The sequence below is a fragment of the Martinezella sp. CNPSo 3957 genome (assembly GCF_057784395.1).
Genome location: NZ_JBXSOU010000003.1, coordinates 508,469 through 534,471, shown reverse-complemented (window position 1 = coordinate 534,471; position 26,003 = coordinate 508,469). Strand labels below are relative to the sequence as shown.

30 protein-coding genes are annotated in these 26,003 nt (G+C 59.3%); 14 read left to right on the top strand and 16 right to left on the bottom strand.

Going from position 1 to position 26,003, the window contains the following annotated elements; genetic code table 11:
• Window positions 1–6: 6 nt before the first annotated feature.
• A complete protein-coding gene (locus AC13QE_RS11075) occupies window positions 7–507 on the top strand; it encodes a GNAT family N-acetyltransferase (protein WP_488483674.1) in 501 nt (166 codons plus the stop codon).
• Between the two features lie 50 nt (window positions 508–557).
• On the opposite strand, the gene AC13QE_RS11070 is transcribed toward AC13QE_RS11075, so the two are convergent.
• The 3 genes from AC13QE_RS11070 to AC13QE_RS11060 form a co-directional block, all read right to left on the bottom strand.
• Entirely contained in the window at window positions 558–1,223 is a 666-nt protein-coding gene (locus tag AC13QE_RS11070) for a YiiX/YebB-like N1pC/P60 family cysteine hydrolase (RefSeq protein WP_488483673.1), read from the bottom strand.
• 195 nt (window positions 1,224–1,418) lie between these two features.
• A complete protein-coding gene (locus tag AC13QE_RS11065; RefSeq protein WP_488483672.1) occupies window positions 1,419–2,309 on the bottom strand; it encodes a dihydrodipicolinate synthase family protein in 891 nt (296 codons plus the stop codon).
• A 111-nt stretch (window positions 2,310–2,420) separates the two neighbouring features.
• Window positions 2,421–3,029, bottom strand: a complete 609-nt coding sequence (locus tag AC13QE_RS11060) for a LysE/ArgO family amino acid transporter (protein WP_488483671.1) — start codon at window positions 3,027–3,029, stop codon at window positions 2,421–2,423.
• Window positions 3,030–3,129: 100 nt separating this feature from the next.
• Between AC13QE_RS11060 and AC13QE_RS11055 the strand changes: the two genes are divergently transcribed.
• Together AC13QE_RS11055 and AC13QE_RS11050 are read left to right on the top strand one after the other, a co-directional pair.
• The gene (locus AC13QE_RS11055) at window positions 3,130–4,029 is read left to right on the top strand and encodes a LysR family transcriptional regulator ArgP (RefSeq protein ID WP_488483670.1); all 900 of its coding nucleotides are present in this window, start codon (window positions 3,130–3,132) and stop codon (window positions 4,027–4,029) included.
• Window positions 4,030–4,251: 222 nt separating this feature from the next.
• Window positions 4,252–4,560, top strand: coding sequence for a Dabb family protein (locus tag AC13QE_RS11050; protein ID WP_488483669.1), 309 nt, complete (start codon window positions 4,252–4,254; stop codon window positions 4,558–4,560).
• Between the two features lie 48 nt (window positions 4,561–4,608).
• Here the strand turns inward: AC13QE_RS11050 and AC13QE_RS11045 are convergent, their stop codons facing one another.
• The 4 genes from AC13QE_RS11045 to AC13QE_RS11030 are packed head-to-tail and all read right to left on the bottom strand — an operon-like array spanning window position 4,609 to window position 7,478.
• Window positions 4,609–5,511, bottom strand: coding sequence for a metal ABC transporter solute-binding protein, Zn/Mn family (locus AC13QE_RS11045; protein ID WP_488483668.1), 903 nt, complete (start codon window positions 5,509–5,511; stop codon window positions 4,609–4,611).
• 19 nt (window positions 5,512–5,530) lie between these two features.
• Window positions 5,531–6,403 (bottom strand): metal ABC transporter permease, encoded by an 873-nt coding sequence (locus AC13QE_RS11040; protein ID WP_488483667.1) that lies wholly within the window; start codon window positions 6,401–6,403, stop codon window positions 5,531–5,533.
• Window positions 6,400–7,182, bottom strand: coding sequence for a metal ABC transporter ATP-binding protein (locus tag AC13QE_RS11035; RefSeq protein WP_488483666.1), 783 nt, complete (start codon window positions 7,180–7,182; stop codon window positions 6,400–6,402). Before AC13QE_RS11035 ends, AC13QE_RS11040 begins: the two co-directional genes overlap by 4 nt.
• Entirely contained in the window at window positions 7,179–7,478 is a 300-nt protein-coding gene (locus AC13QE_RS11030) for a hypothetical protein (RefSeq protein WP_488483665.1), read from the bottom strand. The genes AC13QE_RS11035 and AC13QE_RS11030 overlap by 4 nt, the downstream gene beginning before the upstream one ends.
• Before the next feature lie 46 nt (window positions 7,479–7,524).
• Here AC13QE_RS11030 and AC13QE_RS11025 point away from each other — a divergent pair, with 46 nt between their 5' ends.
• Entirely contained in the window at window positions 7,525–7,893 is a 369-nt protein-coding gene (locus tag AC13QE_RS11025; protein ID WP_488483664.1) for a VOC family protein, read from the top strand.
• An 85-nt stretch (window positions 7,894–7,978) separates the two neighbouring features.
• On the opposite strand, the gene AC13QE_RS11020 is transcribed toward AC13QE_RS11025, so the two are convergent.
• Together AC13QE_RS11020 and AC13QE_RS11015 are read right to left on the bottom strand one after the other, a co-directional pair.
• A complete protein-coding gene (locus tag AC13QE_RS11020; protein WP_112335510.1) occupies window positions 7,979–8,464 on the bottom strand; it encodes a peroxiredoxin in 486 nt (161 codons plus the stop codon).
• An 82-nt stretch (window positions 8,465–8,546) separates the two neighbouring features.
• Entirely contained in the window at window positions 8,547–9,374 is an 828-nt protein-coding gene (locus tag AC13QE_RS11015; protein ID WP_488483663.1) for a protein-disulfide reductase DsbD domain-containing protein, read from the bottom strand.
• Window positions 9,375–9,514: 140 nt separating this feature from the next.
• Here AC13QE_RS11015 and AC13QE_RS11010 point away from each other — a divergent pair, with 140 nt between their 5' ends.
• From AC13QE_RS11010 to AC13QE_RS11000, 3 genes are all read left to right on the top strand, one after another.
• Window positions 9,515–10,120, top strand: a complete 606-nt coding sequence (locus AC13QE_RS11010) for a YqgE/AlgH family protein (RefSeq protein WP_015339076.1) — start codon at window positions 9,515–9,517, stop codon at window positions 10,118–10,120.
• A 94-nt stretch (window positions 10,121–10,214) separates the two neighbouring features.
• Window positions 10,215–10,406, top strand: coding sequence for a CsbD family protein (locus tag AC13QE_RS11005; protein WP_112397964.1), 192 nt, complete (start codon window positions 10,215–10,217; stop codon window positions 10,404–10,406).
• A gap of 133 nt (window positions 10,407–10,539) precedes the next feature.
• Entirely contained in the window at window positions 10,540–11,595 is a 1,056-nt protein-coding gene (locus tag AC13QE_RS11000; RefSeq protein ID WP_488483662.1) for a zinc-binding metallopeptidase family protein, read from the top strand.
• Window positions 11,596–11,603: 8 nt separating this feature from the next.
• Here AC13QE_RS11000 and AC13QE_RS10995 read toward each other — a convergent pair whose 3' ends face one another.
• From AC13QE_RS10995 to thrC, 4 genes are read right to left on the bottom strand one after another with little or no spacing between them, the layout of a single operon-like run.
• Window positions 11,604–14,516, bottom strand: a complete 2,913-nt coding sequence (locus tag AC13QE_RS10995) for an EAL domain-containing protein (RefSeq protein ID WP_488483661.1) — start codon at window positions 14,514–14,516, stop codon at window positions 11,604–11,606.
• On the bottom strand, window positions 14,513–15,127 hold the full coding sequence (locus AC13QE_RS10990; protein WP_132716027.1) for a GNAT family N-acetyltransferase: 615 nt from the start codon (window positions 15,125–15,127) through the stop codon (window positions 14,513–14,515). The genes AC13QE_RS10995 and AC13QE_RS10990 overlap by 4 nt, the downstream gene beginning before the upstream one ends.
• Before the next feature lie 50 nt (window positions 15,128–15,177).
• Window positions 15,178–16,476, bottom strand: coding sequence for a M16 family metallopeptidase (locus tag AC13QE_RS10985; protein WP_488483660.1), 1,299 nt, complete (start codon window positions 16,474–16,476; stop codon window positions 15,178–15,180).
• A gap of 20 nt (window positions 16,477–16,496) precedes the next feature.
• Window positions 16,497–17,894, bottom strand: coding sequence for a threonine synthase (gene thrC, locus AC13QE_RS10980; RefSeq protein ID WP_488483659.1), 1,398 nt, complete (start codon window positions 17,892–17,894; stop codon window positions 16,497–16,499).
• 313 nt (window positions 17,895–18,207) lie between these two features.
• Between thrC and AC13QE_RS10975 the strand changes: the two genes are divergently transcribed.
• On the top strand, window positions 18,208–18,828 hold the full coding sequence (locus tag AC13QE_RS10975; protein ID WP_132716030.1) for a hypothetical protein: 621 nt from the start codon (window positions 18,208–18,210) through the stop codon (window positions 18,826–18,828).
• A gap of 109 nt (window positions 18,829–18,937) precedes the next feature.
• On the opposite strand, the gene AC13QE_RS10970 is transcribed toward AC13QE_RS10975, so the two are convergent.
• Window positions 18,938–19,630: an HAD family hydrolase gene (locus AC13QE_RS10970; protein ID WP_015339084.1), complete on the bottom strand. Its 693-nt coding sequence runs from the start codon at window positions 19,628–19,630 to the stop codon at window positions 18,938–18,940.
• A gap of 243 nt (window positions 19,631–19,873) precedes the next feature.
• On the opposite strand from AC13QE_RS10970, the gene AC13QE_RS10965 reads away from it, so the two are divergent.
• From AC13QE_RS10965 to AC13QE_RS10955, 3 genes are all read left to right on the top strand, one after another.
• Window positions 19,874–20,542, top strand: coding sequence for a GntR family transcriptional regulator (locus tag AC13QE_RS10965; protein WP_488483658.1), 669 nt, complete (start codon window positions 19,874–19,876; stop codon window positions 20,540–20,542).
• A 263-nt stretch (window positions 20,543–20,805) separates the two neighbouring features.
• Window positions 20,806–21,396 carry a biotin transporter BioY gene (locus AC13QE_RS10960; RefSeq protein ID WP_488483657.1) on the top strand — a complete coding sequence of 197 codons (591 nt, stop codon included), beginning with the start codon at window positions 20,806–20,808 and terminating at the stop codon, window positions 21,394–21,396.
• A complete protein-coding gene (locus tag AC13QE_RS10955) occupies window positions 21,393–21,818 on the top strand; it encodes a DUF1284 domain-containing protein (protein ID WP_488483656.1) in 426 nt (141 codons plus the stop codon). The genes AC13QE_RS10960 and AC13QE_RS10955 overlap by 4 nt, the downstream gene beginning before the upstream one ends.
• A gap of 298 nt (window positions 21,819–22,116) precedes the next feature.
• Here the strand turns inward: AC13QE_RS10955 and AC13QE_RS10950 are convergent, their stop codons facing one another.
• Window positions 22,117–22,665: a hypothetical protein gene (locus AC13QE_RS10950; protein ID WP_488483655.1), complete on the bottom strand. Its 549-nt coding sequence runs from the start codon at window positions 22,663–22,665 to the stop codon at window positions 22,117–22,119.
• A 426-nt stretch (window positions 22,666–23,091) separates the two neighbouring features.
• Window positions 23,092–23,796 (bottom strand): ArsR/SmtB family transcription factor, encoded by a 705-nt coding sequence (locus tag AC13QE_RS10945; RefSeq protein WP_488483654.1) that lies wholly within the window; start codon window positions 23,794–23,796, stop codon window positions 23,092–23,094.
• Window positions 23,797–23,868: 72 nt separating this feature from the next.
• Between AC13QE_RS10945 and AC13QE_RS10940 the strand changes: the two genes are divergently transcribed.
• The 3 genes from AC13QE_RS10940 to AC13QE_RS10930 all read left to right on the top strand — a co-directional run bounded on the left by AC13QE_RS10940 (window position 23,869) and on the right by AC13QE_RS10930 (window position 25,830).
• On the top strand, window positions 23,869–24,198 hold the full coding sequence (locus AC13QE_RS10940) for an NIPSNAP family protein (protein WP_488483653.1): 330 nt from the start codon (window positions 23,869–23,871) through the stop codon (window positions 24,196–24,198).
• Entirely contained in the window at window positions 24,195–24,542 is a 348-nt protein-coding gene (locus AC13QE_RS10935; RefSeq protein WP_488483652.1) for an antibiotic biosynthesis monooxygenase family protein, read from the top strand. Before AC13QE_RS10940 ends, AC13QE_RS10935 begins: the two co-directional genes overlap by 4 nt.
• Window positions 24,543–24,699: 157 nt before the next feature.
• A complete protein-coding gene (locus tag AC13QE_RS10930; protein ID WP_113232078.1) occupies window positions 24,700–25,830 on the top strand; it encodes a site-specific DNA-methyltransferase in 1,131 nt (376 codons plus the stop codon).
• Window positions 25,831–26,003 lie beyond the last annotated feature (173 nt).

Below are 26,003 nucleotides of genomic sequence, written 5' to 3'. Positions count from 1 at the left end.
TGCATAATGGAAATCCGCCCAGAGCAGCCGGGAGACGCCGAAGCGATCCGCCGTATAACGAAGATGGCCTTCGCCTCGATGGAGCACAGCAGTCAAACCGAAGCGCAAATCGTCGATGCTCTTCGCAATGCTGAGGCGCTGACGATTTCTCTCGTGGCGATCGAGGATGGAGACGTCGTCGGACATATCGCTTTCTCGCCGGTTACGATCGATGGAAAAGATTGCGGCTGGTACGGGCTTGGCCCGCTCTCGGTGACGCCTAGTCGCCAGAAACACGGCATTGGCGGTGCGCTTGTTCGCGAAGGTCTTTCGCGTCTGACGAAGATAGATGCCAGAGGCTGCGTTGTTCTTGGTAATCCGGATTACTACAAGCGTTTCGGTTTTGACAATGATCCCGGCCTGGTACTCGATGGAGTACCTGCCGAATATTTCATGAGGCTGGTCCTGAATGGGGGCGCCGTGCTCTCGGGACGCGTCGACTATCATGAGGGCTTCAGCGCGACCTGATGCTGGCTGCGATCGGAGCGGACGGGACGACTTTCCCACGCTCATAGCCATCAAAGCGGATAGTTCGAATAGATCATCTTGAGACTTGGATCATTGGCGATGCTGACCGGAGTGACCAGGCTCTGGTTGAGAATATATCGGTAGCACTGATCGAAATCAAAACCGCGCTCCGTGCATTCGCTGTCGCGCTTCCATCGCGACTGGACCAGCTTTCTGACAAGCATATTGTCGATGTTCAGCTCCGATATTTTCTGCACCTTGCCGATCTCCATACCTACGGCCTTGTAAGCGAGATAGGGCAATTCGCTGCAATAGATCGCGTCGTTGTTGAAGGAGAAGAAAAGGTCGTAGGGTTTGCCGTAAAGCGTGCGAGAGTAGGATATGAGCCGCTGCGCCATCTCTGGCGTGAGGCGCTGATCGCGATAGATCGCTGCCCGCTTCAGCAAGCCGCGACTGACCCATGCCTTCAGCGGCGTTTCTTTGACCTTCTCTGCGGCCTCAATGACTGTGATGGTACCGTGGTCATTCTTTATGATGCCCATATGCGAAAAGGTCGAACGGGTCGCGAATATGATGGCGCTTGATTGATTGCTGGTCGATGTCTGAAAAATCAGATCACCATCCCTAAGCGGCGGATAATCGCCACCAGCAGTGGCATAGAGTGTTCCTGCAACAAGACAGGCGCACAGGATCGCCGCGGCTATCAGTTTCTTCATGCCAACCCCGGAACTGATTGAAAGTTTTTGATCAATTTGCCTTCGTGAAAGAACCCTTCGCGCCGAAAGATGGCATCTGGAAGGCCTGCAACAAAGCAGATGACGATTCGGCCGCAATCCTGGCGAGAGTCATCGAGTGGATACCCCTAGAGGCACGGATATAAGGCAGAGATTGCCGCGTCGCACAGGACTCGATCACATCAGAATGTGATCGAGCGCGCTTCGCACTCTCGGCTTTTCGGCGGCGGGCAAAGGTAGGATCGGGCGCGGCGGATCGATCCTGCAAAGATCGAGGGCTTCGGCAATCGCATACATCACCCGGAAGCTGCCGAACTCCTTGAACAGGCTCCATAGCGGCTGGAACTTTTGATCGAGCCGCTGAGCTTCCGCAATGTCGCCGGCTTGCGCAGCCCGTGTGAGCGCCAGCGCCTCGGCGGGCAGGAGGCCGGCAACCACGCTGTACCAGGCATCGGCACCGGCCAACAGCCCGGCTGCCGCTCCCCAATCACCGCTATAGCCGATGGCGAAACCCTTTGGCGTTTCCTGGTGCAGACGCCCTATCTCTCCCTCGAAATCGCCTCCTTGCGGTAGAGGCATCTTCACCGCCACGATATTTGTCACCTTCGCCAGGCGGGCAATCAGACCATCGCTGAATGTAAATTCTGTCGTTCCGGGATTGTTGTAGATGCAAAGCGGCAGTTCGCCGGCCTCCGCGACTGCTGCAAAGTGCTGGTAGACCTCTTCCTCCGTGAGTGGCGTATAGGACATGGGGGCCAGCAGCAGCCCATCCGCACCCGCCGCCTTGGCGTCACGCGCCAAAGCCTGCGCTTCGTCCGTTCGCAGTGCTCCAACCCCAACGATGACGGGGATCTTGCCGCCGACACTTGTCATTGCCGTCTGTACGGCCCGCCGGCGCTCGTCGCGTGACAGGAAGGCGTAACCGCCCGTACTGCCGAGCAACCCGATGGAATCAGCGCCCGCCAGTTGGATGCGTTCGAGCAGGCGGGCGAGCACTACAATATCAACGTGTCCGGAAGCATCGGTCGGGGTAATCGGAAAGGCCGAAAGGCCGGTAAAGAGCGTCACGATTGTTTTCCTTCTCTGTCAGGCTCCGACCAGCGATAGCGCTCGAAAAGCAGAAGCTGAAATCGTCCTACGCTTGGCGCCGTGTGACTGTCCATGAATATGCCGCAGAAATCATACTCCGCGCAGCAGCTTGGTGGCGATCATCCACATCGTAAGAGCAATGAGCGTTTCCAGAATGCGCCAGGACGCGGGGTTCGCGAAGATCGGCCTCAGCCACCTCGCGCCAAAGCCGAGCGAAAAGAAGAACAGGAAGGAGCCCGTCATGGCACCCACCGCAAATGAAGCCTCATTCCCCGGAAACCGGGTCGAGATCGTGCCAAGTAGCGCGACCGTGTCGAGATAGACATGCGGGTTGAGCCAGGTGAGCGCCAGGCACATGGCAAGCGTCTGCCGGAAGCTCGATGACTTCGCCTCTCCGGCGGCCAGCACCGCGGACGAACGAAAGGCGGAATAGAGGCTCCTGGCTCCGTACCAGATCAGGAAGGCCGCTCCTGCATAGCGCATGACTGGATCGAGCCAGGGCAGCAGCGTGGAGATTTGGCGGAAGCTCGTCACCCCGAGTACGATGAGCGCCGCATCGGAGAGCGCGCATGCAAGGCACACGGCGAATACATGCTCGTTGCGAAGGCCCTGACGCAGGACGAAGGCGTTTTGCGCGCCGATCGCGACAATCAGGCTGAGCCCCATCGTGAGGCCCGTCATATAGATCGAAAAATTCATCCTTGTCGAAATGCTCCAAAATCGGTGAGCATTTCCGGTATCGGCATATGAAGATTTACGCTACTTAATGTTGATAATCCAGATTAAGAAAAACTAAGCTATGCTCGACTATTCCGCTCTCCGTGCCGTTTCCATGGTCGCCCAAACCGGCAGCTTCGAAAAGGCGGCCGGCATTCTCAACGTCACGCCTTCGGCCGTCTCGCAGCGGGTGAAGCAGCTTGAAGAACGCCTGGGCATCGTCCTGATCGTCAGGGGCAATCCCTGCATCGCGACGGAAAAGGGCGAATGGCTCTGCCGCCATATGGAGAATGTCGGCATGCTGGAAGACGAACTGTTCGGACGTTTGCCGGCGCTCGTCGATCCCCACGAGCCCAAACAAAGGGTCACACTTCACATTGCCACGAATGCCGATAGTCTCGGAACGTGGTTCGTGGAAGCCATATCCGGTTTTGCCAAACGCTCTTCCTATCTGCTGAATATCGCCATCGACGACCAGGATCATACGGCCGAATGGCTGCAGCGGGGGCGGGTGATTGCGGCCGTCACCGGCCTGGAAAAGCCGATTCAGGGCTGCCGGCGTATGTCCCTCGGCGCGCTTCGCTACCATGCGACGGCAAGCCCCGCTTTCATTGCCCGGCATTTTTCAAAAGGTGTTACCCCGGAAGCGATCCAGAACGCGCCAGCCCTGACCTTCAACCAGAAGGACAGGCTTCAAAGCCGCTGGATACGCCAGACATTCGGAGAGGATTTTGCCTATCCGAGCCACTGGCTGCCTTCGACACAAGGCTTCGTCGACGCCAGCCTCGCAGGCATGGGATGGGGCATGAATCCCATCCAGCTTGTGCAGGAGCATCTGGAGACCGGGCGCTTGATCGAGCTGATTCCCGACACGCCGCTGGACATTCCATTATATTGGCAAGTGAACCGTCTCGCAGCCGACCGGCTTGCGGAATTGACACGCGAAATCACTGCCACAGCCAGAGCCCATTTGTCAGCGTGAGCTGTGCTTCGCTAGCGGTTCAGTTTTTCACGGAATCTCTGAGCCGCTCTATCTCTTTGTTTTCACGCAATCCCGGACGGAAAACCGCTGCGCACTTTTCCTGGAATTGCTCTAAACGCGTCGCCATTCGCCGCGCTTCCGGAATGCAATGTTCGCGAATTGATGCCTTGCCCGGTTGCCCTTTCCCTCTATGCTGCCGCCGACTTCCAGGGAGATTGCCTTATGATCCTGCATTGCGTTTTTCTTAGACTCAAGTCCGCCCTGACACAGGACGAGAAGGCGTCGCTCTTCGACTCCGTCGTCGCCCTGCAGAAGGTCATCCCGGGCATTGTTGACGTGAAATATGGGCCGAACGTCTCGCCCGAGGGCCTGCATGGTGGCTTCGCCGATGGATTTGTCGTCACCTTCGAGAGTGTCGAAGCGCGCGATGCCTATCTGGTGCATCCCGATCATGTCGCCGTCGGCGAGCGGATCGTTTCGTCCACGGACGGCGGTCTGGCCGGCCTGATGGTCTTCGATTTCAACATTTAAGTGAATGGTCGCAGGCGGTGTACGCCTGCGACCTCGATCATCGAGTGATCAGCTCGACTTAGCCATGGCTGCGGCGAGTTGATCAACGTTATAACGGAACATTTTTTCGTAAGTCGAAGCCGGTCCGTTGGCCTTTGACAGCGATTCGACATAGAGCTCGCCGCCAGGCTCGGCGCCGGTTGCCTTGGCGACCTGCTTGACGAGGCGCGGATCGTTCGAGTTTTCGAAGAAATAGGTCTTCACATGCTCGGTCTTGATCTGCTCGATCAGCTGGGCGACCTTGGCAGCCGAGGCTTCCGTCTCTGTCGAAAAGCCAACCGGAGCAAGGAAGTTTACTTTATATTCGCGGCCGAAATAGCCGAAGGCGTCATGGCTCGTCAGCACCTTGCGGCGATCGTCGGCGATCTTGTCGAACTTGCTGTGGGCATAGGCATCAAGCTCGGTCAGCACCTTGGTATAGCGCTCGGCATTGGCCTTGAAGTCAGCCGCATCGGCCGGATCCGCCGCAGAAAGCGCCTTCTCGATATTGGCGACCCATACCTTCACATTGACCGGGCTGTTCCAGACATGCGGATCAGTGACCGTCTTGCCGTCGTCGACCATCGTGCGGGTATTGATGCCGTCCGAAGCGACAACAGGCGTTCCCTTGTAGCCGGATGCACTGATCAGCCGGTCCATCCATCCTTCAAGCCCTTCGCCGCTGACGAAGACGACCTTGGCGGCGTTCAGCGTCTTGGCATCGGCCGGCGAGGGCTCGAATTCATGGGGATCGCCGTTCGGGCCGACGAGGCTCGACACCTTTACATGGTCGCCGCCGACATGCTTGACGACATCGGCAAGCACGGTGAAGGACGCGACCACATTGAGGGTTTCGGCGGAAGCAGGTGCGGCGACGCCGAAGGCGACGAAGGCTGCTGATGCCGCCGAGAGAAGCAGTCTCTGTTTGTTCATGCGAGTCTCCTTGTTCGGATTAGCCCCGGAGATGGGGACGGGGGAAGAACCGCCGGGCAAGGCCCGAGGGTGCGAAGAGAATGGAGTAGCCGTAGATCAGGCTGGCGGTGATGATGATGGTCGGGCCGGAGGCGAATTCGAGATGGTAGGAGGCGATGAGGCCGACATAACCTGAAGCCATCGCCGTTCCTGTTGCGATCATCATCATGGCGGGCAGGCTGCGCGACCAGAGCTGCGCCACAGCCGCCGGCAGCATCATCAGCCCGACGGCCATCAGCGTGCCGAGCGCCTGGAAGCTGGCGACGAGATTGAGCACGACCAGCAGCAGGAACAGGAAATGATAGAGCGGCCCGCGCCCGCCGACGGCGCGCAGGAAACCGGGGTCGAAGCATTCCATGACCAGCGGTCGGTAGATGACGGCGAGCGCCAGCAGCGTCACCGTCGTGATCGCACCGATCTGGTAGAGAGCCGGCGCGTCGATTGCGAGGATTGTGCCGAAGAGCACATGCAGCAGATCGATATTGGAGCCGCGCAGCGACACGATCAGGACGCCGAGCGCCAGCGAGGTCAGGTAGAAGCTGGCAAAGCTCGCATCCTCCTGCAGCACGGTCACCCGACTGACGAGGCCGGACAGCAGCGCCACCGAAAGGCCGGCGATAAGACCGCCAAGCCCCATCGCGGTCAGCGACAGCGAGCCGGCAATGAGATAGCCGATGGCGGCACCAGGCAGGACGGCATGGCTCATGGCATCGCCCATCAGGCTCATGCGCCGGAGCATCAGAAAGACGCCGATCGGGCCGGAGCCGAGGCCGAGGCAGACGCAGGCAATCAGGGCGCGCCGCATGAAACCGTAGTCCGCAAAGGGTGCGAGGAAGATGTCGTATACGGTCATTCGGCCGGCTCCCGCTTCACGAGGCCGCCTTCGTCATGCTCTTCTTCGGGAAGGCATGTCGCGGCCTCCTCATCCCAGCGCTCGGCCATCGCACGTGCCTTGATGAGGTTCTTTGGGCTCATGACCTCCTCCGTCCTGCCCCATCCGACGAGTTCGCGGGCGATCAGCAGTGTCTCCGGGAAATGGCTTCGCACCTGCTCGAAATCGTGCAGGACGGCGATGACCGTGCGTCCCTCCCGGTTCCATCGCAGCACGAGTTCGAGAAGATCGCGCGTTGTCCGCTGGTCGATCGCGGTGAAGGGTTCGTCCAGTAAGATGACACGGGCATCCTGCAGCAGTAGCCGCGCGAACAGCACGCGCTGGAACTGTCCGGCCGAAAGCGAGCCGATATGCCGCCGTTCGAAGCCCGAGAGCCCGACGATGCCGAGCGCCTCTTGCGCCCGCTCGGCATCCTTGCGCGAGAACCGGCCAAAGGCGCCAGCATTCTTCCAGGCGCCGAGCATGACAGTATCGGCCACCGAAATCGGAAAGCGTCTGACGATATCGGCCGCTTGCGGCAGATAGCCGAAATCGTTGCGCGTTAGCGCCCCGCGATCGATCGAGCCTTCCGCCGGCCGCAGTTCGCCGACGATCGCCTTGAGCAATGTCGACTTGCCGGCACCGTTCGGCCCGGCAATTGCCGTCAGACTGCCGGCGGCAAAGGCGCCCGAGATGTGGTGAACGGCCGGATGGCGTTCATAGGTAACGGTGAGATTGTTGAGGCGGATCAGATCGTTCATGCCAGCGCCACCGCCCAGCCGATAGCCGCCCAAAGCACAGCAATGCCAACCGCTACATAGGCTAGGCGCATCAAAGCCGAGCGCCCCATAAGGGACGACGCGAAGGGATCACGATCAAAAGGCATTTCGGGGCTTTCAATTATGTAATAACATAACATGTTGTAGCCGATGAAGTTGGGCGAAAAAGAGGCGGGCGGCGAATCGCTGGGAATTTGCGGTGAACAAGGCTGGAATATTTGCCGGTAATAATGTCCGCGCGTTATCACCGCGACGCTTATCGTCAGTTGTATTTTCACGCGGTATCGAGCAACAAAGTTTACGAGACGGGTAGGAGAGAATGTCATGAAGCTAAGGCTTGAGCTGTTTGTCGCCGATGTGGCGGCGTCGATAGAATTCTATCGACGGGCACTGAACTTCCAGGTGGTTGGCGAGACAAGCGAGCAATACACGATGCTCTCGAATGGCGAGGCCATCATTTCCGTCAACAAGCGCGAGGCTCTTGGGCTTGATCATCCACTTCGGGCTGTCAATGGCGAACGACCAGGTCTCGGTGTCGAAATCGTGTTGAGCGTTGGGGATGTGGAAAGCTTTTATGACGCCGCCAGAACCTGCGGCCATACAGTATCGGAGCTTGCCCTACAGCCATGGGGGTTGCGCGATTTCCGTATCGTGGATCCGGATGGTTATTATATCCGGGTAACGAGCAGGTAGAAGAAATGAGGAGGGGCTTACACCTTACCTTTAGTTGGGAAAGGCCGGGTTCAGGGCTCCCAGCCTTTCCAAATCCATCAAAATCCTAAAGCTGCTCGATCATCGCAGCGGCGCCCGAAACCGTTGCCTGGCCGGGACTTTCCTCGATATTCAGCGTCTTCACCACGCCGTCTTCCACCAGCATGGAATAACGCTTGGAACGAATGCCAAGGCCGCCGGCGGAAAGGTCGGCTTCAAGACCGAGCGCCTTGGTGAAGGAGCCATCCCAGTCGGCGAGGAAATGGATCTTGCCGAGGCCACCGGACGATTGCGCCCAGGCGCCCATCACGTGCCAGTCGTTGATGGAAACGACGGCGATGTCATCGATGCCCTTGGCAAGAATGGCGTCGCGGTTTTCGAGAAAGCCCGGCAGGTGATTGAGCGAGCAGGTGGGCGTAAACGCGCCGGGAACGGCGAACAGCACCACGCGCTTGCCGGCAAAGAGCTGCTCGGTGCTGATCTCGACCGGGCCGTCGGCGGTCTTTTCCTTGAAGGTGGCGGCAGGCAGTGTGTCGCCGATGGCGATGGTCATGGCTCTCTCCTTGGGTCGTGTGTCGGGGCGCTCGAATGGCCGCCGATGGCTTGAAGACGGTTCAGGGAACTATAGGCCGGGCCTATTCAAGTGCAAGGGTGGTTTCCATTGCCCGATCGCCATCGACGACGAGGATGCCCCAGCTCTTGCCCTTCGGATCATAATCCTTCGGCAGCTTGCCGATCTCGATATCGGCCGAGAAGGCGGTTCCCTCCCGCTTTGCATTCGCCTGCTGAAAGAACACATAGCCTGACGGCCCGGTGACGTAAATTTCAGGTGCCTTTCCACTCGCTTCCGGCAGCGTCAGCTGCAGCGAAAGGCTCTTGGCGTCGGCTGAGATCTGATGGCTCCGAATGGCGAAATCCGCGGAAGGAGCTTGGGGCAGCACCGCTTTCGCCGCATCGAGTAAGGCCAGCTCACGCGAGGTCGGCTGTGCATTGGCCGGCAAGGGCAGGGAGTATTCCGCCTGGAAAGGAATGCAGATATCTTTGCAGAGGCCGATGAAAGCTGTCAGCTCAAGCTTTTCCGGCGCCTTGCCGGCGACGCGAAGATCGAGCGGAAACGTCACCGGCGCGTCGTAGCCGATTTCCTGGATAGGGCCGACGCTGATCGGTTTTGGTGCCGGGTAGGCCGCCCTTTCCAATGTCACGCCGCTGCCGGATGCCGGCGTTATTTGCGGCGGAATTCCACCCTGACCTGGCTCGCGCCAGTAGGTGATCCAGCCCGGCTCCGGTTCGACCTGCAAGGCGGCGCGGATATGCCCTTCGGCGTCCGGCGCCAGCGCGATCAGACGCATCCTGCCGCCCTCATTGTCTACCCAGTCGCTCGTCGCGGCATGGACTGCCACGGCGCTGAAAAACAAAGTAGCGAGAAGGGCCGACAGCCGGCCAACGGTATTGAATTCGATCATGCAACAAGGATTTAGCCGATTGAGCGGCCTGGAGCCAGCACGGCTGAAGAAGCAAATGATCATTTTCAGTTGATTGATTTATGACATTGCCCCATCTTGATTACAGGCGGTGCAGTTGCGGACTGCGGTCAGGAGGCACGATGTCCCTATCGACGCTGAAGAATAGACGCGAAAGAGGTTTTCTCGACGGTCAGTTCCTGATCGCCATGCCGGGCATGGAGGATCGGAACTTCCATCGAACGGTGATTTATATCTGCGCCCATTCCGATGCCGGTGCCATGGGCTTCGTCATCAATCGGGCTCAGAAGCTGACATTCACCGATGTTCTGCTGCATCTCGAAATGATCAAGGACGACGATGCCATCGTGCTGCCGCAGAGGGCGCGCGATTTCCCCATCCAGACCGGCGGCCCTGTCGAAAGCGGCCGCGGCTTCGTTCTGCATTCGGACGATTACATCAGCGACAGCAGCATCCCGGTTAGCGATGACATCAGCCTGACGGCGACGCTCGACATCGTGCGGGCGATTTCCAAAGGGAGCGGCCCGAAACGCGCCACCATGTTGCTCGGCTATGCCGGCTGGGGGGCCGGCCAGCTCGAAGCCGAGATCGGCAATAATGGCTGGCTGAACTGCCCGGCAAACGAAGAAATGATCTTCGATCGCAGCCTCGACAACAAATATGATCGCGCGCTGGCTCTAATGGGCATCAATCCCGCGATGCTGTCGCTGCAGGCGGGCCATAGCTGAGCCGATTGCGTTACTTTGGAACGAAATAGCTGTGGTGACGTTTTCCTGACAGAGCATCGGCAATTCCGCCGGGCCAGACCAGGAGGCGCCAGATATGAGCAGCACGACCGACAAGGTATCCGGTAAGGTGAATGAAATCGCTGGCAAGGCAAAGCAGGCAGCCGGCAAGGCGACCAATGACAGGGAAATGCGCGCGAAGGGCGCCGCCCAGGAAGCTAAGGGCAAGGTGCAGACCGCCGTTGGCAAGGCCAAGGATAAGGTCAAGGGCGCAGTCGACCGGATGTGACTGCTGAATTTTTCAAATCCATGGTCGTCGCTCCATCGGAATTGATGTTGTAGCGGCGATATTGGGAGGAAGGGCCTGTTACGGAAACGTGGCAGGCTCTTTACTATCGGCCAATGATTTTTCGAGGGGAGACATGCGGCTTTTCACTTGTGACCATTGCGGCCAGCCCGTCCACTTCGATAACAGGCAGTGCGTGCGTTGCGGCCATCAGCTTGGTTTTATCCCCGACCGCTTGGCGATATACGCCTTGGAAGCTGAAAATACTGTCAGCTGGCATCCGGTGTCCGAGCCGGCACAACACGTTCGGTTCTGCGCGAATGCCGAACTCGATATCTGCAATTGGCTGATCGATGCGGACGACGCGCAACCCTATTGCGTGGCGTGCCGGCACAATCGTCTCGTGCCGAACACCGGCACGGAACAGGGCATAGACCGCTGGCGGCGCATCAGCCAGGCGCAGCGGCATTTGTTTTATTCGCTATTGCGCTGGAACCTGCCGCATCCCGACCGTCAGCAAGACCCCGAAGGTGGGCTCGTCTTCGACTTCCTTGAGGATGAGGTGCAGGGCAATACTGTGGTTCCGGCGATGACGGGTCATGAGGAGGGACTGATCGCCATCCGTGCCGCCGAGGCGGACGATGTCACGCGCGAACAGGCGCGCACCTCTATGAACGAGCCTTATCGCACTTTGCTCGGCCACTTCCGCCACGAGACCGGCCATTTCATCTGGAATAAGCTTGTCCGCGACCGCGGGCAATTCGATGCCTTTCGCGCCGTCTTCGGCGACGAGCGTGCCGATTATGGCGCAGCACTTCAGACTCACTACGAGAACGGGCCACCGGCGAATTGGCAGGAAAGCTTTATCAGCGCCTATGCCAGCTCCCATCCCTGGGAGGATTTTGCCGAATGCTTCGCGCATTATCTGCACATCGTCGATACGCTGGAAACGGCGCGCTCCTTCGGCGTGGTGATCGATCCCCATCGCTATCATGACATGGCGGCCGAGGTAGATTTCAATCCTTACACGGCGGAAAGCGCCGAGCAGCTCGTCAGCGCCTGGATCCCTTTGAGCGTGGCAATCAATTCCATCCAGCGCAGCATGGGGCAGCCGGATTCCTATCCCTTCATTCTCTCGCCGCCCGTGGTCGCTAAGCTCGACTATATCAGGGAATTGATCGACAGCGCGTGATCGACCACTCAGGCGCGCTTCGTCAGCGGAAAGCGTTCCTTCAGCAGGCGTATCACCGAATCCGAACCCATCGGCGGACCGAAGATGAAGCTCTGGCCGTAGCTGCAGCCGATCTTGGCGAGCTCCAGCGCATCCTCTTCCGATTCGATGCCTTCGGCGACCACGCGCATGTTGAGTTCACGCGCCATGGAGATGACCGAACGCAATAGAACCGCCTTCTTGTCGCTATTGTCGCGGACCATCGCCTTGTCGAGCTTGATTGTATCGAAGGGGAAACGGGTGAGGTAGGCGAGCGAGGAATAGCCGGTGCCGAAGTCGTCGAGCGCCAGGCCGATACCGGCATCTCGCAGCTTGTCGAGCACGAGCCGTGCCTGTTCCGGATTTTCCATCACCTGCGATTCCGTCAGCTCCAGCTTGATCCGGTGCGGATCGCAATGGGTTTTGGCGAGCAGGGCGCGGATATCGTCGTAAAGCTCGTTGTTGAGCAGCTGGACGCTGGAAAGGTTGATGGAGACGAACAGCGGCAGGTCGCCGGTCTGTCGCTGCCATGCCATCAGGTCATTCGTTGCCTGCTCGAGCGCAAACATGCCAAGCGGGCCAATGATATCGGAAGCCTCGGCGATCGGGATGAATTCCGATGGCGGGATATTGCCGCGCTTTGGATGCTCCCAGCGCATCAGCGCCTCGAAGCCGGCAACCTCCGCATCTTCGAGCCGAACGATCGGCTGATAGACGAGCGAGAGCTCCTTGCGTTCGACGGCGCGGCGCAAATCGGTTTCGAGCTGCAGCCGGTCCGTGCCGAAGCTGCGGAAGGCCGGCTGGAAGGGTTCGACACGATTGCCGCCGGCGCGCTTGGCGCGGTACATGGCGAGCTCAGCATCGCTCAGCATACCAGTTGCATTCTCCTGCTGATCGACCCAGGACGTCAGTCCGACCGAAGCCGTCAGGATGATCTCGCGGTTGGCGAAATTGATCGGCACCATGATCGCCTTGCTGATCGCATCGGCGAAGTCGGCGACCTTGGCTGGATCGCGTTCGGAAACGAGGATGAGGCCGAACTGGTCGCCCGAAAGGCGAGCGAGCGTATCCTGCGGCTTCATCAGCCGGCGAAGACGTCGCGTCAGCGCGATCAGGATATTGTCACCAGCGGCAAAGCCAAGCGTATCGTTGACGAGCTTGTACCGGTCGATATCGATAACGATGACCGTCGGCCTGAGCTGATTGCCATCCGAGGCAAGTGTTAGAACCGCCTGCAGGCGATCGAGGAAGACCTGGCGGTTCGGCAGTCCCGTGAGATTGTCGTGCACGGCGTCGTGCAACAGCCGCTCGATCGAATTCTTCTGCTCGGTAATGTCGACAATCGTACCGACGCAGCGAATGATCTCGCCGTTGGAGCCAAGGACCGGCCGCGCGCGGATCGACAGCCAGTGGAAATGCCCGTCTTCGGCGCGAATGCGGAATTCATGGTTCAGCCGGCCGCGTCGATGTTCCAGAAGCACGTCGAGCGTCGCGCGGAAGCGGTCGCGATCGTCGGGATGCAGCCGCGGCAGCCAGTTGCGCGCCGCACCGTGCATGGTGCCGGGCGAAAGGCCGAGCTTCATCGAGATATCGGGCGTCGTCACCACGCGGTCGCGCGCCACGTCCCAATCCCAAACGGTATCGCCGGAGCCGGTGAGCGCCAGGGATTGCCGTTCCAGATCCGAGAACAGGCCCTGCTGGAATGCGCCGCCGGCAAAGGCGTGCTGCATGACGGTGAAGCCGATCAAGAGCACGATCAGCACGAGTCCGCCGCCGAGTGCCGGCTGGATGATGTCGTTGTCGAGCTTGCCCATGACCGTCATCCAGGCCCCGAACAGCCAGACGAGGATCAGCGCCCAGGCGGGCACGAGCAGAATGGCCCGATCATAACGGCTGAAGCCGAGATAGATGATGAGCAGCAGACCTGCCGTCGCGGTCAGTGCCAGCGACAGCCGCGCAATGCCGGCCGCAATCGACGGATCGTAGATCGCCACACCGAAGAGCAGGGCAAGGCCGAGCACCCAGGCAAGCGTCACATAGCCGAGGTGAGCGTGCCAGCGATTGAGATTGAGATAGGTGAAGAGGAAGATCACCAGGCTGGAGGCGAGCGCCACCTCCGCGCAGGCGCGCCATACTCGCTGGTCGCTGGACGTGATGCTGATGAGCTTGCCGAGGAAGCCGAAATCGACGCAGATATAGCCGAGCACCGCCCAGGCAAGCGCCGCCGTTGCCGGCAGCATCGAGGTTCCCTTGACCACGAAAAGAATGGTCAGGAATACCGCCAGCAGGCCGGCAATGCCGAGCACGATGCCGCGATAGAGCGTGAAGGCGTTGACCGTATCCTTGTAGGCGTTCGGTTCCCACAGATAGAGCTGCGGCAGGTTTGGTGACGAAAGTTCGGCAACGAAGGTGACGACCGCGCCAGGGTTCAGCGTAATGCGGAAAACGTCCGCTTCGTCGCTCGGCTGACGGTCGAGCGCGAAACCTTCGCTCGGCGTGATCGCGACGATGCGCTGCGAGCCGAGATCCGGCCAGAAGACTTTCGAATTCACCAGGCGGAAATGCGGGGCGACGATGACGCGCTCCAGCTGCTCTTCGGACACATTAGCCAGTGCAAAGACGGCCCAGTCACCCTGATGGTTCGGCGAGGAGGATCGTACCTCAATGCGGCGTCGGATGCCGTCGGCGCCTGCGGCTGTAGAGACCTGAAAGGCTTCACCCTGATTGGTATAGATCTCGGTCGTCGCCGTCAGGTCGAGAGCGGTATCGTCGCGCGAGATCTTCACGGGCTCGGCTGCATCAGCCATTCCGGCGATAAACAGCAGCATGGCGGCCGCAAGCGTAGCGATCAGCGCGCATAGCCGTCGGGCCATCGGCCACGTCTGCATCATTCCGGCGATCATCGCTGGTCGAAGTTTCGGTTCGGGTTGGTGTCGGATGCCAACCTTGAAAACATCACATGGTCGCGCCACTGACCGTTGATTTTAAGATAACCGCGCAAATGACCTTCCCGCTGGAAACCGGCTTTTTGCAAAAGCCGCATGCTACGCTCGTTATCCGGAATACAGGCTGCTTCAATTCGGTGCAACTCAAGTCCGGAAAAGATATAGGGTATAACCAACTGAAGTGCGGCGAACATATGGCCCTGACCGGAGTAGCGCTCGCCCATCCAATACCCGATCATGCAGCTCTGCGCAGCACCTCGGCGAATATAGCCGATCGTGATGCCGCCAACCAGCGTTGTGTTTTCCCTGAGAAAAATGAAGAGCGGTATGGCCTGGCCGGAGCTGTATTCCTGCTTGCCCCGAATGATGCGCGCCCGATAGGCGGCTTCGGTCAGCTCGTCATGTCGCCAGGTAGGCTCCCAAGGTTCGAGAAAACGGCGGCTTTCAGCCCGAAGCCTGTGCCATTGGTTGAAATCGGAGTAGCGCGGCAGCCGCAGCAAATAATTGTCGTTTTCGAGTTCAACCGCGTCCGAATGACGTGAGAGAAACCGAAAGACAGATTTTTGCATGCCGCCAAGCACTCCCCCGAGAATTGCACCCATAGGCCTGCGGCGTGCCCTTAGCCGCTTGCGCTTCTGGAAGCAGGGGCCGGCGACGACAGCGAAGTGACGATGTCCTCCATCGGCGCGAGCTGCTCCAGCGGCCCGATCGCAGAAAGCGTCGGTACTGTATCGAAGAACAGGCGGCCGGCAAGATCCGTCAGGCGCTCGATCGTAATACCTTCCAGGCGCTCCAGCATCTCCTGGTTCGGGATGGGGCGACCATAAAGCATCATCTGCCGGGCGACCTGGCCAGCGCGAGCGGCCGGGCTTTCCTGACCCATCAGTAGCTGTGCGCGGATCTGAGCGCGGGCGCGCTCGATTTCCTGCTGCTGAATGTCATGGGAGGATTTATGCAGCTCGTCGACGATGACGGGCAGCAGTTCCGGTAGGTTCTCGCCGCCAGTCGCGGCATGGATGCCGAAGATGCCCGTGTCGGAGAAGCCCCAATGGAAGGCATAGACCGAATAACAGAGGCCGCGGAATTCGCGCACTTCCTGGAAAAGGCGCGAGGACATGCCGCCGCCGAGGATGTTGGCGAGAATCTGCGAACAGTAGAAATCGCGGGTGTGATAGGCGCGGCCTTCAAAGCCGAGCAGGATCTGCGCATCCATCAGGTCGCGCGTTTCGCGAATATTGCCGCCGATATAGCGCGCTGGCTCGATAACGGGCGGAGCGGACGGTTTGGTCGGCAGGCTGGAGAAGCGCTCCTCGACCTGACGCACGAAGCTTTCATGGTCGACAGCGCCAGCCGCCACGACGAACATGCGGTCGGTCGTATAGTTGCGGCCGAGATAATGGCGGATCTGTTCCGGCGAGAAGGAGACGACGGTTTCCGGCGTGCCGAGAATGGCGCGCCCAAGCGTCTGATCACGATAGGCGACTTCGGAAAACTTGTCGAAGACGACATCGTCGGGCGTGTCGTTGGCGGCATTGATTTCCTGCAGGATGACCTGTTTCTCGCGCGCCAGCTCTTCCTCGTCGAAGGCCGACTCCGTCAGGATATCGGCAAGGATATCGACGGCGAGCGGCACATGGTCCTTCAGCACGCGGGCATAATAGGACGTGGTTTCGGTCGAGGTGGCAGCGTTGACTTCGCCGCCGACATTCTCGATTTCCTCGGCGATCTGCCGGGCGGAGCGCCGCGCCGTACCCTTAAAAGCCATATGCTCGAGCAGATGCGCGATACCGTGTTCTGCTTCGGTCTCGTTACGCGAACCCGACTTGATCCAAACGCCGAGGGCCACGCTTTCGAGGTGTGGCATCGATTGGGTCGCTACTGTCAGCCCGGACGCTAGCCGGGTGCACTCCACTGTCATCGCCTGTCTTTCCGCGTCTGCTATTCGCCGGTCCGGATATGCTTGCCGATAAAGCTTTCGACGGCTTTAAGTTCCGGATCGAGAATGTCGAAACGCTCCTCCCTGGTCATCAGACCAGCAAGCCACGTCGGAAGCGCCGGGTCAATACCGGATGCGGATTTTACTGCGGCAGGGAATTTTGCCGGGTGCGCGGTCGCCAGTGTCACCATCGGGCTGCTGGGACGCTCGTTCTTGCCCGCAATGAAGACGCCGATCGCCGTATGCGGATCGAGAAGATAGCCCGTATCGGCAAGGGTTTTGCGGATCGTTTCGGCCACCTGTTTCTCGCTGGCGCGGCCGGCGCGGAAGTCCTTTTTGATGAGCTTCAGTGCCTCTTCGCTGACCGAAAATCCGTTCGACTGCTTCAGGCTTTCCATGGCGGCGCGCACCTTGGAGGCGTCCCGGCCGTTCGCTTCGAACAGAAGCCGCTCGAAGTTGGAGGAGATCTGGATATCCATCGACGGCGAGGTCGTGGCCTTGACGGAGCGCATCTCATAGCGGCCGGTCTTCAGCATGCGTGCCAGGATGTCGTTCTCGTTGGTGGCGATGACCAGCTTTTCGATCGGCAGGCCCATGCGCTTGGCGACGTAACCGGCGAAAATATCACCGAAATTGCCTGTTGGCACAGTGAACGAGATTTTCCGGTCCGGACCGCCAAGGGCGACAGCTGTCGTGAAGTAGTAGACCACCTGCGCCATGATTCGCGCCCAGTTGATGGAATTGACGCCGGAAAGCTTGACCCTGTCGCGGAAGGCGGCGTCGTTGAACATGGCTTTGACGAGGTTCTGGCAATCGTCGAAATTGCCCTTGATCGCCAGTGCATGCACATTTGCCGCCGTCGAGGTGGTCATCTGCCGCTGCTGCACCGGCGAGACTTTCTCATGCGGGAAGAGAATGAAGATATCGGTGCGCTCGCGTCCGGCAAAGGCGTCGATTGCAGCGCCGCCGGTGTCGCCCGAGGTTGCGCCGACGATGGTGGCTCGCTGGCCGCGCTTCTCCAGCGCATAGTCCATTAGCCGCGCAAGCAGCTGCATGGCGACATCCTTGAAGGCGAGCGTCGTGCCGTGGAAGAGCTCCATGACGAAGCTGTTCGGCCCGGTCTGGACGAGCGGCGCCACGGCCGGATGCCGGAAGGTGGCATAGGCATCATCGATCATGCCGCGGAAGACATCGGCCGGGATTTCGCCGTTGGTGAAGGGCGAAAGGACGGCGAAGGCGACATCCTGATAGCTCTTGCCGCGGAACGCGCGGATTTCCTTCTTCGTCAGGACAGGCCATTCACGGGGAACATAAAGCCCGCTATCACGAGCAAGGCCGGCCAGGAGGGCGTCGCAGAAGCCAAGGGCAGGGGCTTCTCCCCGCGTTGAAATGTAGTCCACGGTCTAGAATTCCTTTGGTCGCAAAATTGCCTGAGTGATCGATTGAGAGGGTAGAGGAACGAAGCGACGGCGGCCGGTCTTTTTGCGTCGGATCAGCCGCGTGGTTTTCGCGTTTGCGCAAGGCGCGTGGGATCAGCGCCGGGCGGAGGCCGTTTGTGGCAATCTGTCGATCTCGAAAAGTGAGCCAAAACGGTGTCTACCCAATCGATTTTTCGCTGCGTCGCTGGTATAGACCATCGCCAAGTGTCATAAAAGGCCCGTTTGACAGGCTGCGGGCCGATAATGTGAAATATATGGAGAGGGTGGAATAATAGTGTTTGGCAAGGTTTCGCGTCGTCTTTTCTCCGCTTCGCTTCTGGCATTGCTGACGGGCTGCAGCACTCTCGGCATCGGCGGCAACAGTGAAAAACAGCCGGCAACTGATGTAACGGTGGCGCCGCAAACGGGAGCCGCAACCGCTGCTCCGACTGGCGGCCAGTCTTACGTCGCGGGCAAGTGCCCGCAGGCCGTTATCCGCGACGAGGATTCCGTCTATCGCACCTACGCCAAAGGCGCCAAGGACGACCCGAACCAGCTGATCTACCAAGCTTCGCTGGCTGAGGCGACCCGCCAGTGCACCACGGACGGCACCAACCTCGGCATTCACGTCGTGGCGCAGGGACGCCTGGTTGCTGGCCCCATGGGCAGCTCCGGCAAGATAACCCTGCCGATCCATGTTGCCGTCATGGATAACGACAACGCGCTCTATAGCAAGACCGTCATGTATACGGCGGAAATCCCGCCGGGCGAGACGACGGCGCAGTTCCTTTTCACCGATAATGATATCCAGGTTGCCGGGGGCTCCGGCGGCTTCACCATCGTCCAGATCGGCTTCGATCAAGGCCCGCAGAAGCCCGTGAAGGGCGCGAAGCCGGTGCGCAAGAAGCGTCACTAAGCTTTTGATTGCGGCCCTTGCGCAGCGATGCGAGGGTGACAACGGATTGAAAAGAAAAGGCCCTGCCGATCGGCAGGGCCTTTTCTTTTGGTCTGTATTTCAATCCGTCTTAGAGGACGCCGTCCCATTCGGCGAGCGCCATGACGACGCCCGGCAAGTCGGCCATACGGCTGACGACGGTTTCGGCACCGGCGTCGGTCAGACGATCGGCATGCGAAGGATAGGTGTGCGATGCGCCGGTGAAGCCGATGACGCGCATGCCGGCGGCGCGCGCGGCCTGAACGCCGTGGACTGAATCTTCGACGACGATCGTATTGGCCGGGCTGACATTCATCTGCTTGGCGCCATGCAGGAAGATGTCCGGTTTCGGCTTCACGCGGTCAGCACCGAGGTCCTTGGCGGAAAAGATGTTCGGAGCAAACAGCTTGATGTAGCCGACCTTCGTCAGCATCATCTCGAGGCGGGCGGAGCTGGAATTCGAGCAGATGCAGCGCGGCATTGGCAGCCGCGACAGTGCCTGCGGCACGCCCGGTATAGCCTGGACATCACTGGCAAGCTTCAGGTCGAGCAGCTTCTCGGATTTGTCGAGCAGCGATGCAGAGAGCGGAATGCTGGCTTCGCGCTCGACTTCGAACAGGATGTTGCGCCAGGTCATGCCGGCGAAGCGCTCGCCCATTTCCTCGGTGCTGATCGGATAGCCCGCATCGGTCAGCAGCTTCGATTCGACCTCGGCCGCGATGATTTCCGAATCGACCAGAACGCCGTCGCAGTCGAAAATGATGAGGTCGAAACCATTGCTCATGAAATTACTGCCTTTGATGTGGCTGGGATCGGCACGCTCCGGGAAACCATCGGTGTTTCGGGAGGCGCTCTGAAAAACGACCGCCGGGCTTTACACGATATGTCGCCAAAGCTCAACCAATCGGCGGGCATGGCTGCGCTGCAGTGAGCGAAAGGGTCGAAATGCGCAAAAGAGGCGACGAGGGTTTCTTGTCGCTCGACGTCGGCCCTCGACATCGGATGGGCCCGCCTTTAAGGATCGGCCATGGCCAAGGAGCGCGACGACACCATTGCCAGCCGCATCAGCCGGGTGCTTGCCGACCGCATCATCCGCGGCGAGATCGCGCCCGATGCCCGCCTACGGCAGGATCACATCGCCGAAGAGTTCGGCACGAGCCATGTGCCCGTGCGCGAGGCATTCCGCCGGCTGGAGGCGCAGGGGCTGGCAATCAGCCTGCCGCGCCGTGGCGTCCGTGTCGCCTCTTTCGATCTGAAAGAAGTCCGCGAGGTTGCGGAAATGCGCGCAGCCCTCGAAGGTCTTGCACTCAAGCACGCAGCCCCGCATCTGACTTCAGCTATTCTGGATGAGGCGGAACAGGCGACGCGCGATGGCGATGCCGCCGGTGACGTCCACGCCTGGGAAGAGGCCAATCGGCGCTTCCATCGCCTGATCCTGGCGCCATGCGGCATGGCACGTCTGCTCGCGGCGATCGACGATCTGCATGCCGTGAGCGCCCGCTTTCTCTTCTCCGCCTGGCAATCCGGCTGGGAAAAGCGCACGGATCATGACCACCGCGCTATTCTGGCAGCTCTCCGCCAGGGGCGACCGGACGAGGCTGCCGCGATCCTGCAGAAGCATGTGCAATGGATCGGCCGCGCGCCAGTGCGCACGCCTTCCGGATCGACACGCGACGCCTTCGCAATCGTCGGCTAAAAATTATAGATAATTTTAAGGTGAATGGCCGGAAGCCCTCTGGAAGCGGTGCTCCGGGGGAATGTCTACTACGTCAGTGTCACGGCATTTTGTTCGATGCCCGGCTGTCGTCCACTGCCTTTCCCGAATTTTATTAGCCTTATTTTTCAACGTAATCCCGAGCTTTATCGGAATTTGGTGCTGCAACTACTTGCCTGATTTTGCGATCTCTCTCATAAAATAGATCAGACTCAAAAATTATCTATAATTTAAAAGGAGAGCCCATGTCACTGTTGCAGCATCATGATGAAGTCGCTTTCGATCCGCTCCGCCTCGGGCAGCGTTCGCTTGTTGCCAAGACCGTGTTCGTTCTCGCCGGAACGCTGATCCTGGCGCTTGCATCGCGAATCTCTGTGCCGATGGTGCCGGTGCCGATCACCATGCAGACATTCGCGATCACCATGATCGGTGTTCTCTATGGCTGGCGTCTTGGTGCGGTTACGGTACTCGCCTGGTTGGGCGAAGCCGCGATCGGCTTTCCGGTCCTTGCCGGCGGGGCAGGCGGCGTTGCGCCCTTCATGGGGCCAACGGCGGGTTATCTGGTCTCCTTCCCGATTATCGCAGCCCTTGTCGGCTGGCTTGCGGAGCGCGGCTGGAGTGGCAACCGCATCGTGCGCAGCTTCATCGCCCATCTCTCGGCTAACATTCTTTGCCTTGCCATCGGCGGCGCATGGCTTGCAGCGCTGATCGGCGCAGAAAAGGGCTGGCTGCTTGGCATAGCGCCCTTCATTCTCGGCGCCGTGCTCAAGTCGGCGCTTGCAGCTGCCGTGCTGAAGACCATCCAGGTCTATAGCGGCAAGGCGCGTCTGAATTGACCGTCAGGCTTCGCGCCCATCATCTGCTCTGCATGCTGACCTTTGTCGGTGAAGGCTATACTTCAGCCTTCACCGACAATTATCGCCGGATCGCCGAGCGGCTGTCGGAGGGGGAGGAGATCAAGCTGGTCTCCGGCCCCGATGACATCTGCGCGCCGCTACTAGGCGAGGAAGAACCGCACTGCCTCAAGGCTTCGGTCGTCGAGCGGGATGCGGTAGCTCTCGCCGATATCTCGACATTGCTGGGCGAGGAGATGAGCATAGGTGCGGTGCTGGTGCCTGATGCCAGCTTGCTTGCAAAACTCCGTCGCAATTTCGCCAGCGGTGAAATCCGTCACGCCTGCCGCGGCTGCGAATGGGGTGAGCTCTGCAGCCGTATCGGCAGCGGCAATTTCAAAGAGGCATTGATCGTTTCAAGCTAAAGCTGCGATGCGGAGCAAGGCCGATGAAACCTAGGCGTCGACACTGCTCTCCCTTCCTCGTGGCATTCATGTCGATAGGAATAGCGCCAGAAACCGACGAAAGCGATAGCACACATGCCGTTGCGTCGCGCCAAAAGCTCTCCACAGAGTAAGGCGCTAATGGTGATAGAGGGTTCTGCCCGACTCTCCGAAGAACTGTCTAACAGGGTTTGTTGACCGACTCTCGCAAAAACGCTAAAAAGCAACGGCGGTCTACAGGAATGCAGACCGCCGCCATGGTGAAAGTTTTACGCTCTTCTCATGTGCCACCTCCCGGACCGGCTTCACGGCCTTTCGCTTGGGAATCTAATGCCGTTGACGCGCCTTCGCGGGACACAGTGTCAACGGCATTATCCATTTTGGGCAGAGAGTATCGGGATTGATCGTCCTTCACTATCTGGCCGCGTCGCTCCATTCGCCAAGCAACAGCATTAACCCTTCCAACATCAGCGTCGGGATCATCTGCTTTAATGATTGCTCGGTGAATTTCTTTTGGCCTCAAACCTACCTTGAATTCGCGTTGAGCTTCTTCCAGCGCGGAAAGAATCATCTCAGGCATGGTCTTGGGTTTGTTTGGGCGTGGTACTTTTAAGAGTCCACGTTTTCGGAGTCGAATTTTTGGCTTGGCAGTCAAATCGGTTGGGAGCGTGGGAGAATACTCGGTATCGATTAGTTCAGCGATCACCTTCCCGGCAATATCGAGGCGTTCAATCTGACTTTCCCTCTCAGCGATCTGCTCACGGAGTAAAGAGATTTCCTTCTCTACCTCCGCTCGCTTAGCCAAGATAAGATCGAGTTTGTCCGGCATTTCCCATCACCAATGGTTTGTAAAGCGACATCATATTTGGCGGAATAGCCGCTTCGTTGCAAGAGGATTCGCATTTCGCGAAAGAAAAGAGAATATATTCACTATTTGTTCTATATTTGTTATATTTGCGTGCTGTTAAGCGCAGGGAGAGCAATAGGGATAAGATGTTCCTATTTTATTCTATTATGTGAAATTGCGTCATCTGCCGAAACGAATCGAGCCGCGGGGCTTGCAGGTCTCCGCGCCGGGCGCGACAGAATTTTGCAAGCGGCAATATTCGCCGTGCTCAGCGCGGTCGCGAACGGAAAGAGCTCTGCAGCCGTACCGCTTTAAGCAATTCCAGGGCAATGTTGATCGGTTCGAGTTAGGGCTGTTATATCTCTGGCAACATGAAGAGTGACCTAAAGCTCAGGTGTCGATGCCGGTCTACTCTTCGTTTATAGCACCGGATTCGACAGGAAAGAGCGCCAGAAACCGGCGATCGCCCTCGGGCGTGAAGAAGATCGAGCGGCTGTTTTCCGTTCGTCGTGCCCAACCCTTGTCGAGGAAATTCGAAAGCAACGCCTTGCCGAGGCTGCCGGCAAGATGCGCACGCCGCTCGCTCCAGTCCAAGCAGGATCGGCAAAGCGGGCGGCGGCTCGAGCGCAACCCGGAAACATCGATGCCGATCGATCCCAGATGCCTTTCGCCTTTCGCCGTCAGGCTCAGACCTTCGCCCACGGCGGAGATCGACCCGGCCTCGATCAAGCTATCGAGCATGCGCACACCATAGTCGCCGGCCAGATGATCGTAGCAGATGCGCGCCTTTCGCAGCGCCGGTTCCTTCGGGCCGGGACGATGGCGCAGATGGCCGCGGCTTGCGGCAAAGCCCATGATGCCCTCGAGCAGCTTACCGACCCGATCGTCGGCCAGTGTGAAATAGCGATGCCGGCCCTGCTTGCGCTGTGCCAGCAGACCGCCTGCTTCAAGCTTGGAAAGATGCGCGCTCGCAGTCTGCAGCGTCACGCCGGCAGCGGCCGCCAGTTCCGTCGCCGTCAACGCCCGGCCGCCCATCAGCGCCGTTAAAATGTTCGCTCGCGCGGGGTCGCCGATCAGCGAGCCGATCTGTGCTATGTCTGGACCTTCTTTCATACTTCGATCGTAACCGAACCATCTCCGTCCTGCAATGTGCGAAAACCTCTGCATCAGCAAAGGAGAAAGCCAATGATCACCTGTTTCATCCGCTATCAGATCGATCCGTTCAAGCAGGAAGCCTTCGCGGAATATGGCAAGGCCTGGGGCCAGGTCATTCCGCGCAACGGCGCCGACCTGATTGGCTATTTCGCACCGCACGAGGGCTCGCTGACAACGGCCTATGGCATCTACAACATCGAGAATCTCGCCGCCTACGAGGCCTATCGCAAGAGCCTCGCCGCCGATCCGCTGGCGCGGGCCAATCTTGATCTAGCCCGACGCGAGCGTTTCATCTTGCAGGAGGATCGCATCTTCCTGAAAAATATCTCCCTGCCGCACGCTCCAAGGATATCGCCATGATCGCAGTCATTTTCGAAGTCATTCCCCAACCCGACGAACGTCAGCGCTATCTCGACATTGCCGCAAGGCTGCGTTCGGAACTGGAGGCCATCGACGGTTTCGTCTCCATCGAACGCTTCGAGAGCCTCACTCAGCCGGGTAAGATCCTGTCGCTGTCCTTCTGGCGCGACGAGGGAACCGTTCGCGAATGGCGAAACCGTGAGGCGCATCGCGCCGCCCAGAAAGCGGGGCGCAAGACGGTCTTTGCCGACTATCGTTTGCGTGTCGCGCAGGTGCTTCGCGATTACGGGATGACGGAACGCGCAGAAGCGCCAGACGACAGCCACGCAGTGCACGATATCTAGGGTTTTCAAAGCGATAGCGCCTTTTGACGAGGCCTGCATTCTCGGCGGCTTCATCGGAAATGCAGAAAATATGACGCCGCTTTAGTCTTTGGTAACCAAGTTAGGTAACCATAACACTCAATTAAGAGTACCGAGTAAGTGTAACAGCGAGTATCAAATGGCGTCAGTTTTCCCGCTTGCCGACCTCAGGACTTCAGCCGTTCCGGGGTCCTGGATCGACACGATCATCAAGGGCGATTGCGTGGCCGCTCTTGAGGCACTGCCCAATCAATCCGTCGACGTCATCTTCGCCGACCCGCCGTACAATCTCCAGCTCGGCGGCACGCTGCACCGTCCGGACCAATCGCTGGTCGATGCCGTCGATGACGAGTGGGACCAGTTTGCTTCCTTCGAAGCGTATGATGCCTTCACCCGCGCCTGGCTGCTCGCCTGCCGCCGCGTTCTGAAGCCGACGGGCACGATCTGGGTCATCGGCTCCTATCACAATATCTTCCGCGTCGGCGCGACCCTGCAGGATCTGAACTTCTGGATCCTCAACGACATCGTTTGGCGCAAGACCAACCCGATGCCGAATTTCAAGGGCCGCCGCTTCCAGAACGCGCATGAGACGATGATCTGGGCGAGCCCGAACGCCAAGGCCAAGGGCTATACCTTCAACTACGATGCCATGAAGGCCGCCAACGACGACGTGCAGATGCGCTCGGACTGGCTGTTCCCGATCTGCAACGGCAATGAGAGGCTGAAGGGCGACGACGGCAAGAAGGTGCATCCGACGCAGAAGCCGGAAGCGCTGCTGGCCCGTGTCATCATGGCTTCGTCCAAGCCCGGCGACATCATTCTCGATCCCTTTTTCGGATCGGGCACGACCGGTGCGGTCGCCAAGCGTCTCGGCCGCCACTTCGTCGGCATCGAGCGCGAGCAGGATTATATCGACGCGGCCAGCGCCCGCATCGCCGCCGTAGAACCGCTCGGCAAGGCGGAACTGACCGTGATGACCGGCAAGAAGGCCGAAGTCCGCGTGGCGTTCAATGTGCTCATCGAAAGCGGCCTCATCAAGCCCGGCCAGGTGCTGACGGATGCCAAGCGCCGCTATAGCGCTATCGTCCGCGCCGACGGCACGGTCGCCTCTGGTGGCGAGGCCGGCTCCATTCATCGCCTTGGCGCGAAAGTCCAGGGTCTTGATGCATGCAATGGGTGGATGTTCTGGCATTTCGACGACGGCCGTTCCCTGCGTCCGATCGACGAACTCAGAGCCATCATCCGCAGCGATCTGGCCAAGGTTGAATAGTCTCAACCGCTAGACGGTTCCGGTTTCAAAGCCGCCCCACGGCTGCCGGACGCCTTTCAGATCGACATATCCGTCTTCTTCCGTCGTGTACCTCCAGTTGGGAAGAAGACGAAACACCCAGGGCCTTATCGGATATATTGTACGGTAAGGCCCTGGGTTTTTAGCTTCGGATC

Coding starts and splice junctions, on each gene's coding strand:
- AC13QE_RS10950 (WP_488483655.1), bottom strand. CDS start 22,665: ATGCCGGACAAACTCGATCTTATCTTGGCTAAGCGAGCGGAGGTAGAG.
- AC13QE_RS10965 (WP_488483658.1), top strand. CDS start 19,874: ATGGCCAAGGAGCGCGACGACACCATTGCCAGCCGCATCAGCCGGGTG.
- AC13QE_RS11000 (WP_488483662.1), top strand. CDS start 10,540: ATGCGGCTTTTCACTTGTGACCATTGCGGCCAGCCCGTCCACTTCGAT.
- AC13QE_RS10960 (WP_488483657.1), top strand. CDS start 20,806: ATGTCACTGTTGCAGCATCATGATGAAGTCGCTTTCGATCCGCTCCGC.
- AC13QE_RS11025 (WP_488483664.1), top strand. CDS start 7,525: ATGAAGCTAAGGCTTGAGCTGTTTGTCGCCGATGTGGCGGCGTCGATA.
- AC13QE_RS10940 (WP_488483653.1), top strand. CDS start 23,869: ATGATCACCTGTTTCATCCGCTATCAGATCGATCCGTTCAAGCAGGAA.
- AC13QE_RS11040 (WP_488483667.1), bottom strand. CDS start 6,403: ATGACCGTATACGACATCTTCCTCGCACCCTTTGCGGACTACGGTTTC.
- AC13QE_RS11075 (WP_488483674.1), top strand. CDS start 7: ATGGAAATCCGCCCAGAGCAGCCGGGAGACGCCGAAGCGATCCGCCGT.
- AC13QE_RS10935 (WP_488483652.1), top strand. CDS start 24,195: ATGATCGCAGTCATTTTCGAAGTCATTCCCCAACCCGACGAACGTCAG.
- AC13QE_RS10985 (WP_488483660.1), bottom strand. CDS start 16,476: ATGACAGTGGAGTGCACCCGGCTAGCGTCCGGGCTGACAGTAGCGACC.
- AC13QE_RS10970 (WP_015339084.1), bottom strand. CDS start 19,630: ATGAGCAATGGTTTCGACCTCATCATTTTCGACTGCGACGGCGTTCTG.
- AC13QE_RS11020 (WP_112335510.1), bottom strand. CDS start 8,464: ATGACCATCGCCATCGGCGACACACTGCCTGCCGCCACCTTCAAGGAA.
- AC13QE_RS11045 (WP_488483668.1), bottom strand. CDS start 5,511: ATGAACAAACAGAGACTGCTTCTCTCGGCGGCATCAGCAGCCTTCGTC.
- AC13QE_RS11010 (WP_015339076.1), top strand. CDS start 9,515: ATGTCCCTATCGACGCTGAAGAATAGACGCGAAAGAGGTTTTCTCGAC.
- AC13QE_RS11060 (WP_488483671.1), bottom strand. CDS start 3,029: ATGAATTTTTCGATCTATATGACGGGCCTCACGATGGGGCTCAGCCTG.
- AC13QE_RS11035 (WP_488483666.1), bottom strand. CDS start 7,182: ATGAACGATCTGATCCGCCTCAACAATCTCACCGTTACCTATGAACGC.
- AC13QE_RS10990 (WP_132716027.1), bottom strand. CDS start 15,127: ATGCAAAAATCTGTCTTTCGGTTTCTCTCACGTCATTCGGACGCGGTT.
- AC13QE_RS10995 (WP_488483661.1), bottom strand. CDS start 14,516: ATGATCGCCGGAATGATGCAGACGTGGCCGATGGCCCGACGGCTATGC.
- AC13QE_RS10930 (WP_113232078.1), top strand. CDS start 24,700: ATGGCGTCAGTTTTCCCGCTTGCCGACCTCAGGACTTCAGCCGTTCCG.
- AC13QE_RS11005 (WP_112397964.1), top strand. CDS start 10,215: ATGAGCAGCACGACCGACAAGGTATCCGGTAAGGTGAATGAAATCGCT.
- AC13QE_RS11015 (WP_488483663.1), bottom strand. CDS start 9,374: ATGATCGAATTCAATACCGTTGGCCGGCTGTCGGCCCTTCTCGCTACT.
- AC13QE_RS11050 (WP_488483669.1), top strand. CDS start 4,252: ATGATCCTGCATTGCGTTTTTCTTAGACTCAAGTCCGCCCTGACACAG.
- AC13QE_RS11055 (WP_488483670.1), top strand. CDS start 3,130: ATGCTCGACTATTCCGCTCTCCGTGCCGTTTCCATGGTCGCCCAAACC.
- AC13QE_RS10945 (WP_488483654.1), bottom strand. CDS start 23,796: ATGAAAGAAGGTCCAGACATAGCACAGATCGGCTCGCTGATCGGCGAC.
- AC13QE_RS11070 (WP_488483673.1), bottom strand. CDS start 1,223: ATGAAGAAACTGATAGCCGCGGCGATCCTGTGCGCCTGTCTTGTTGCA.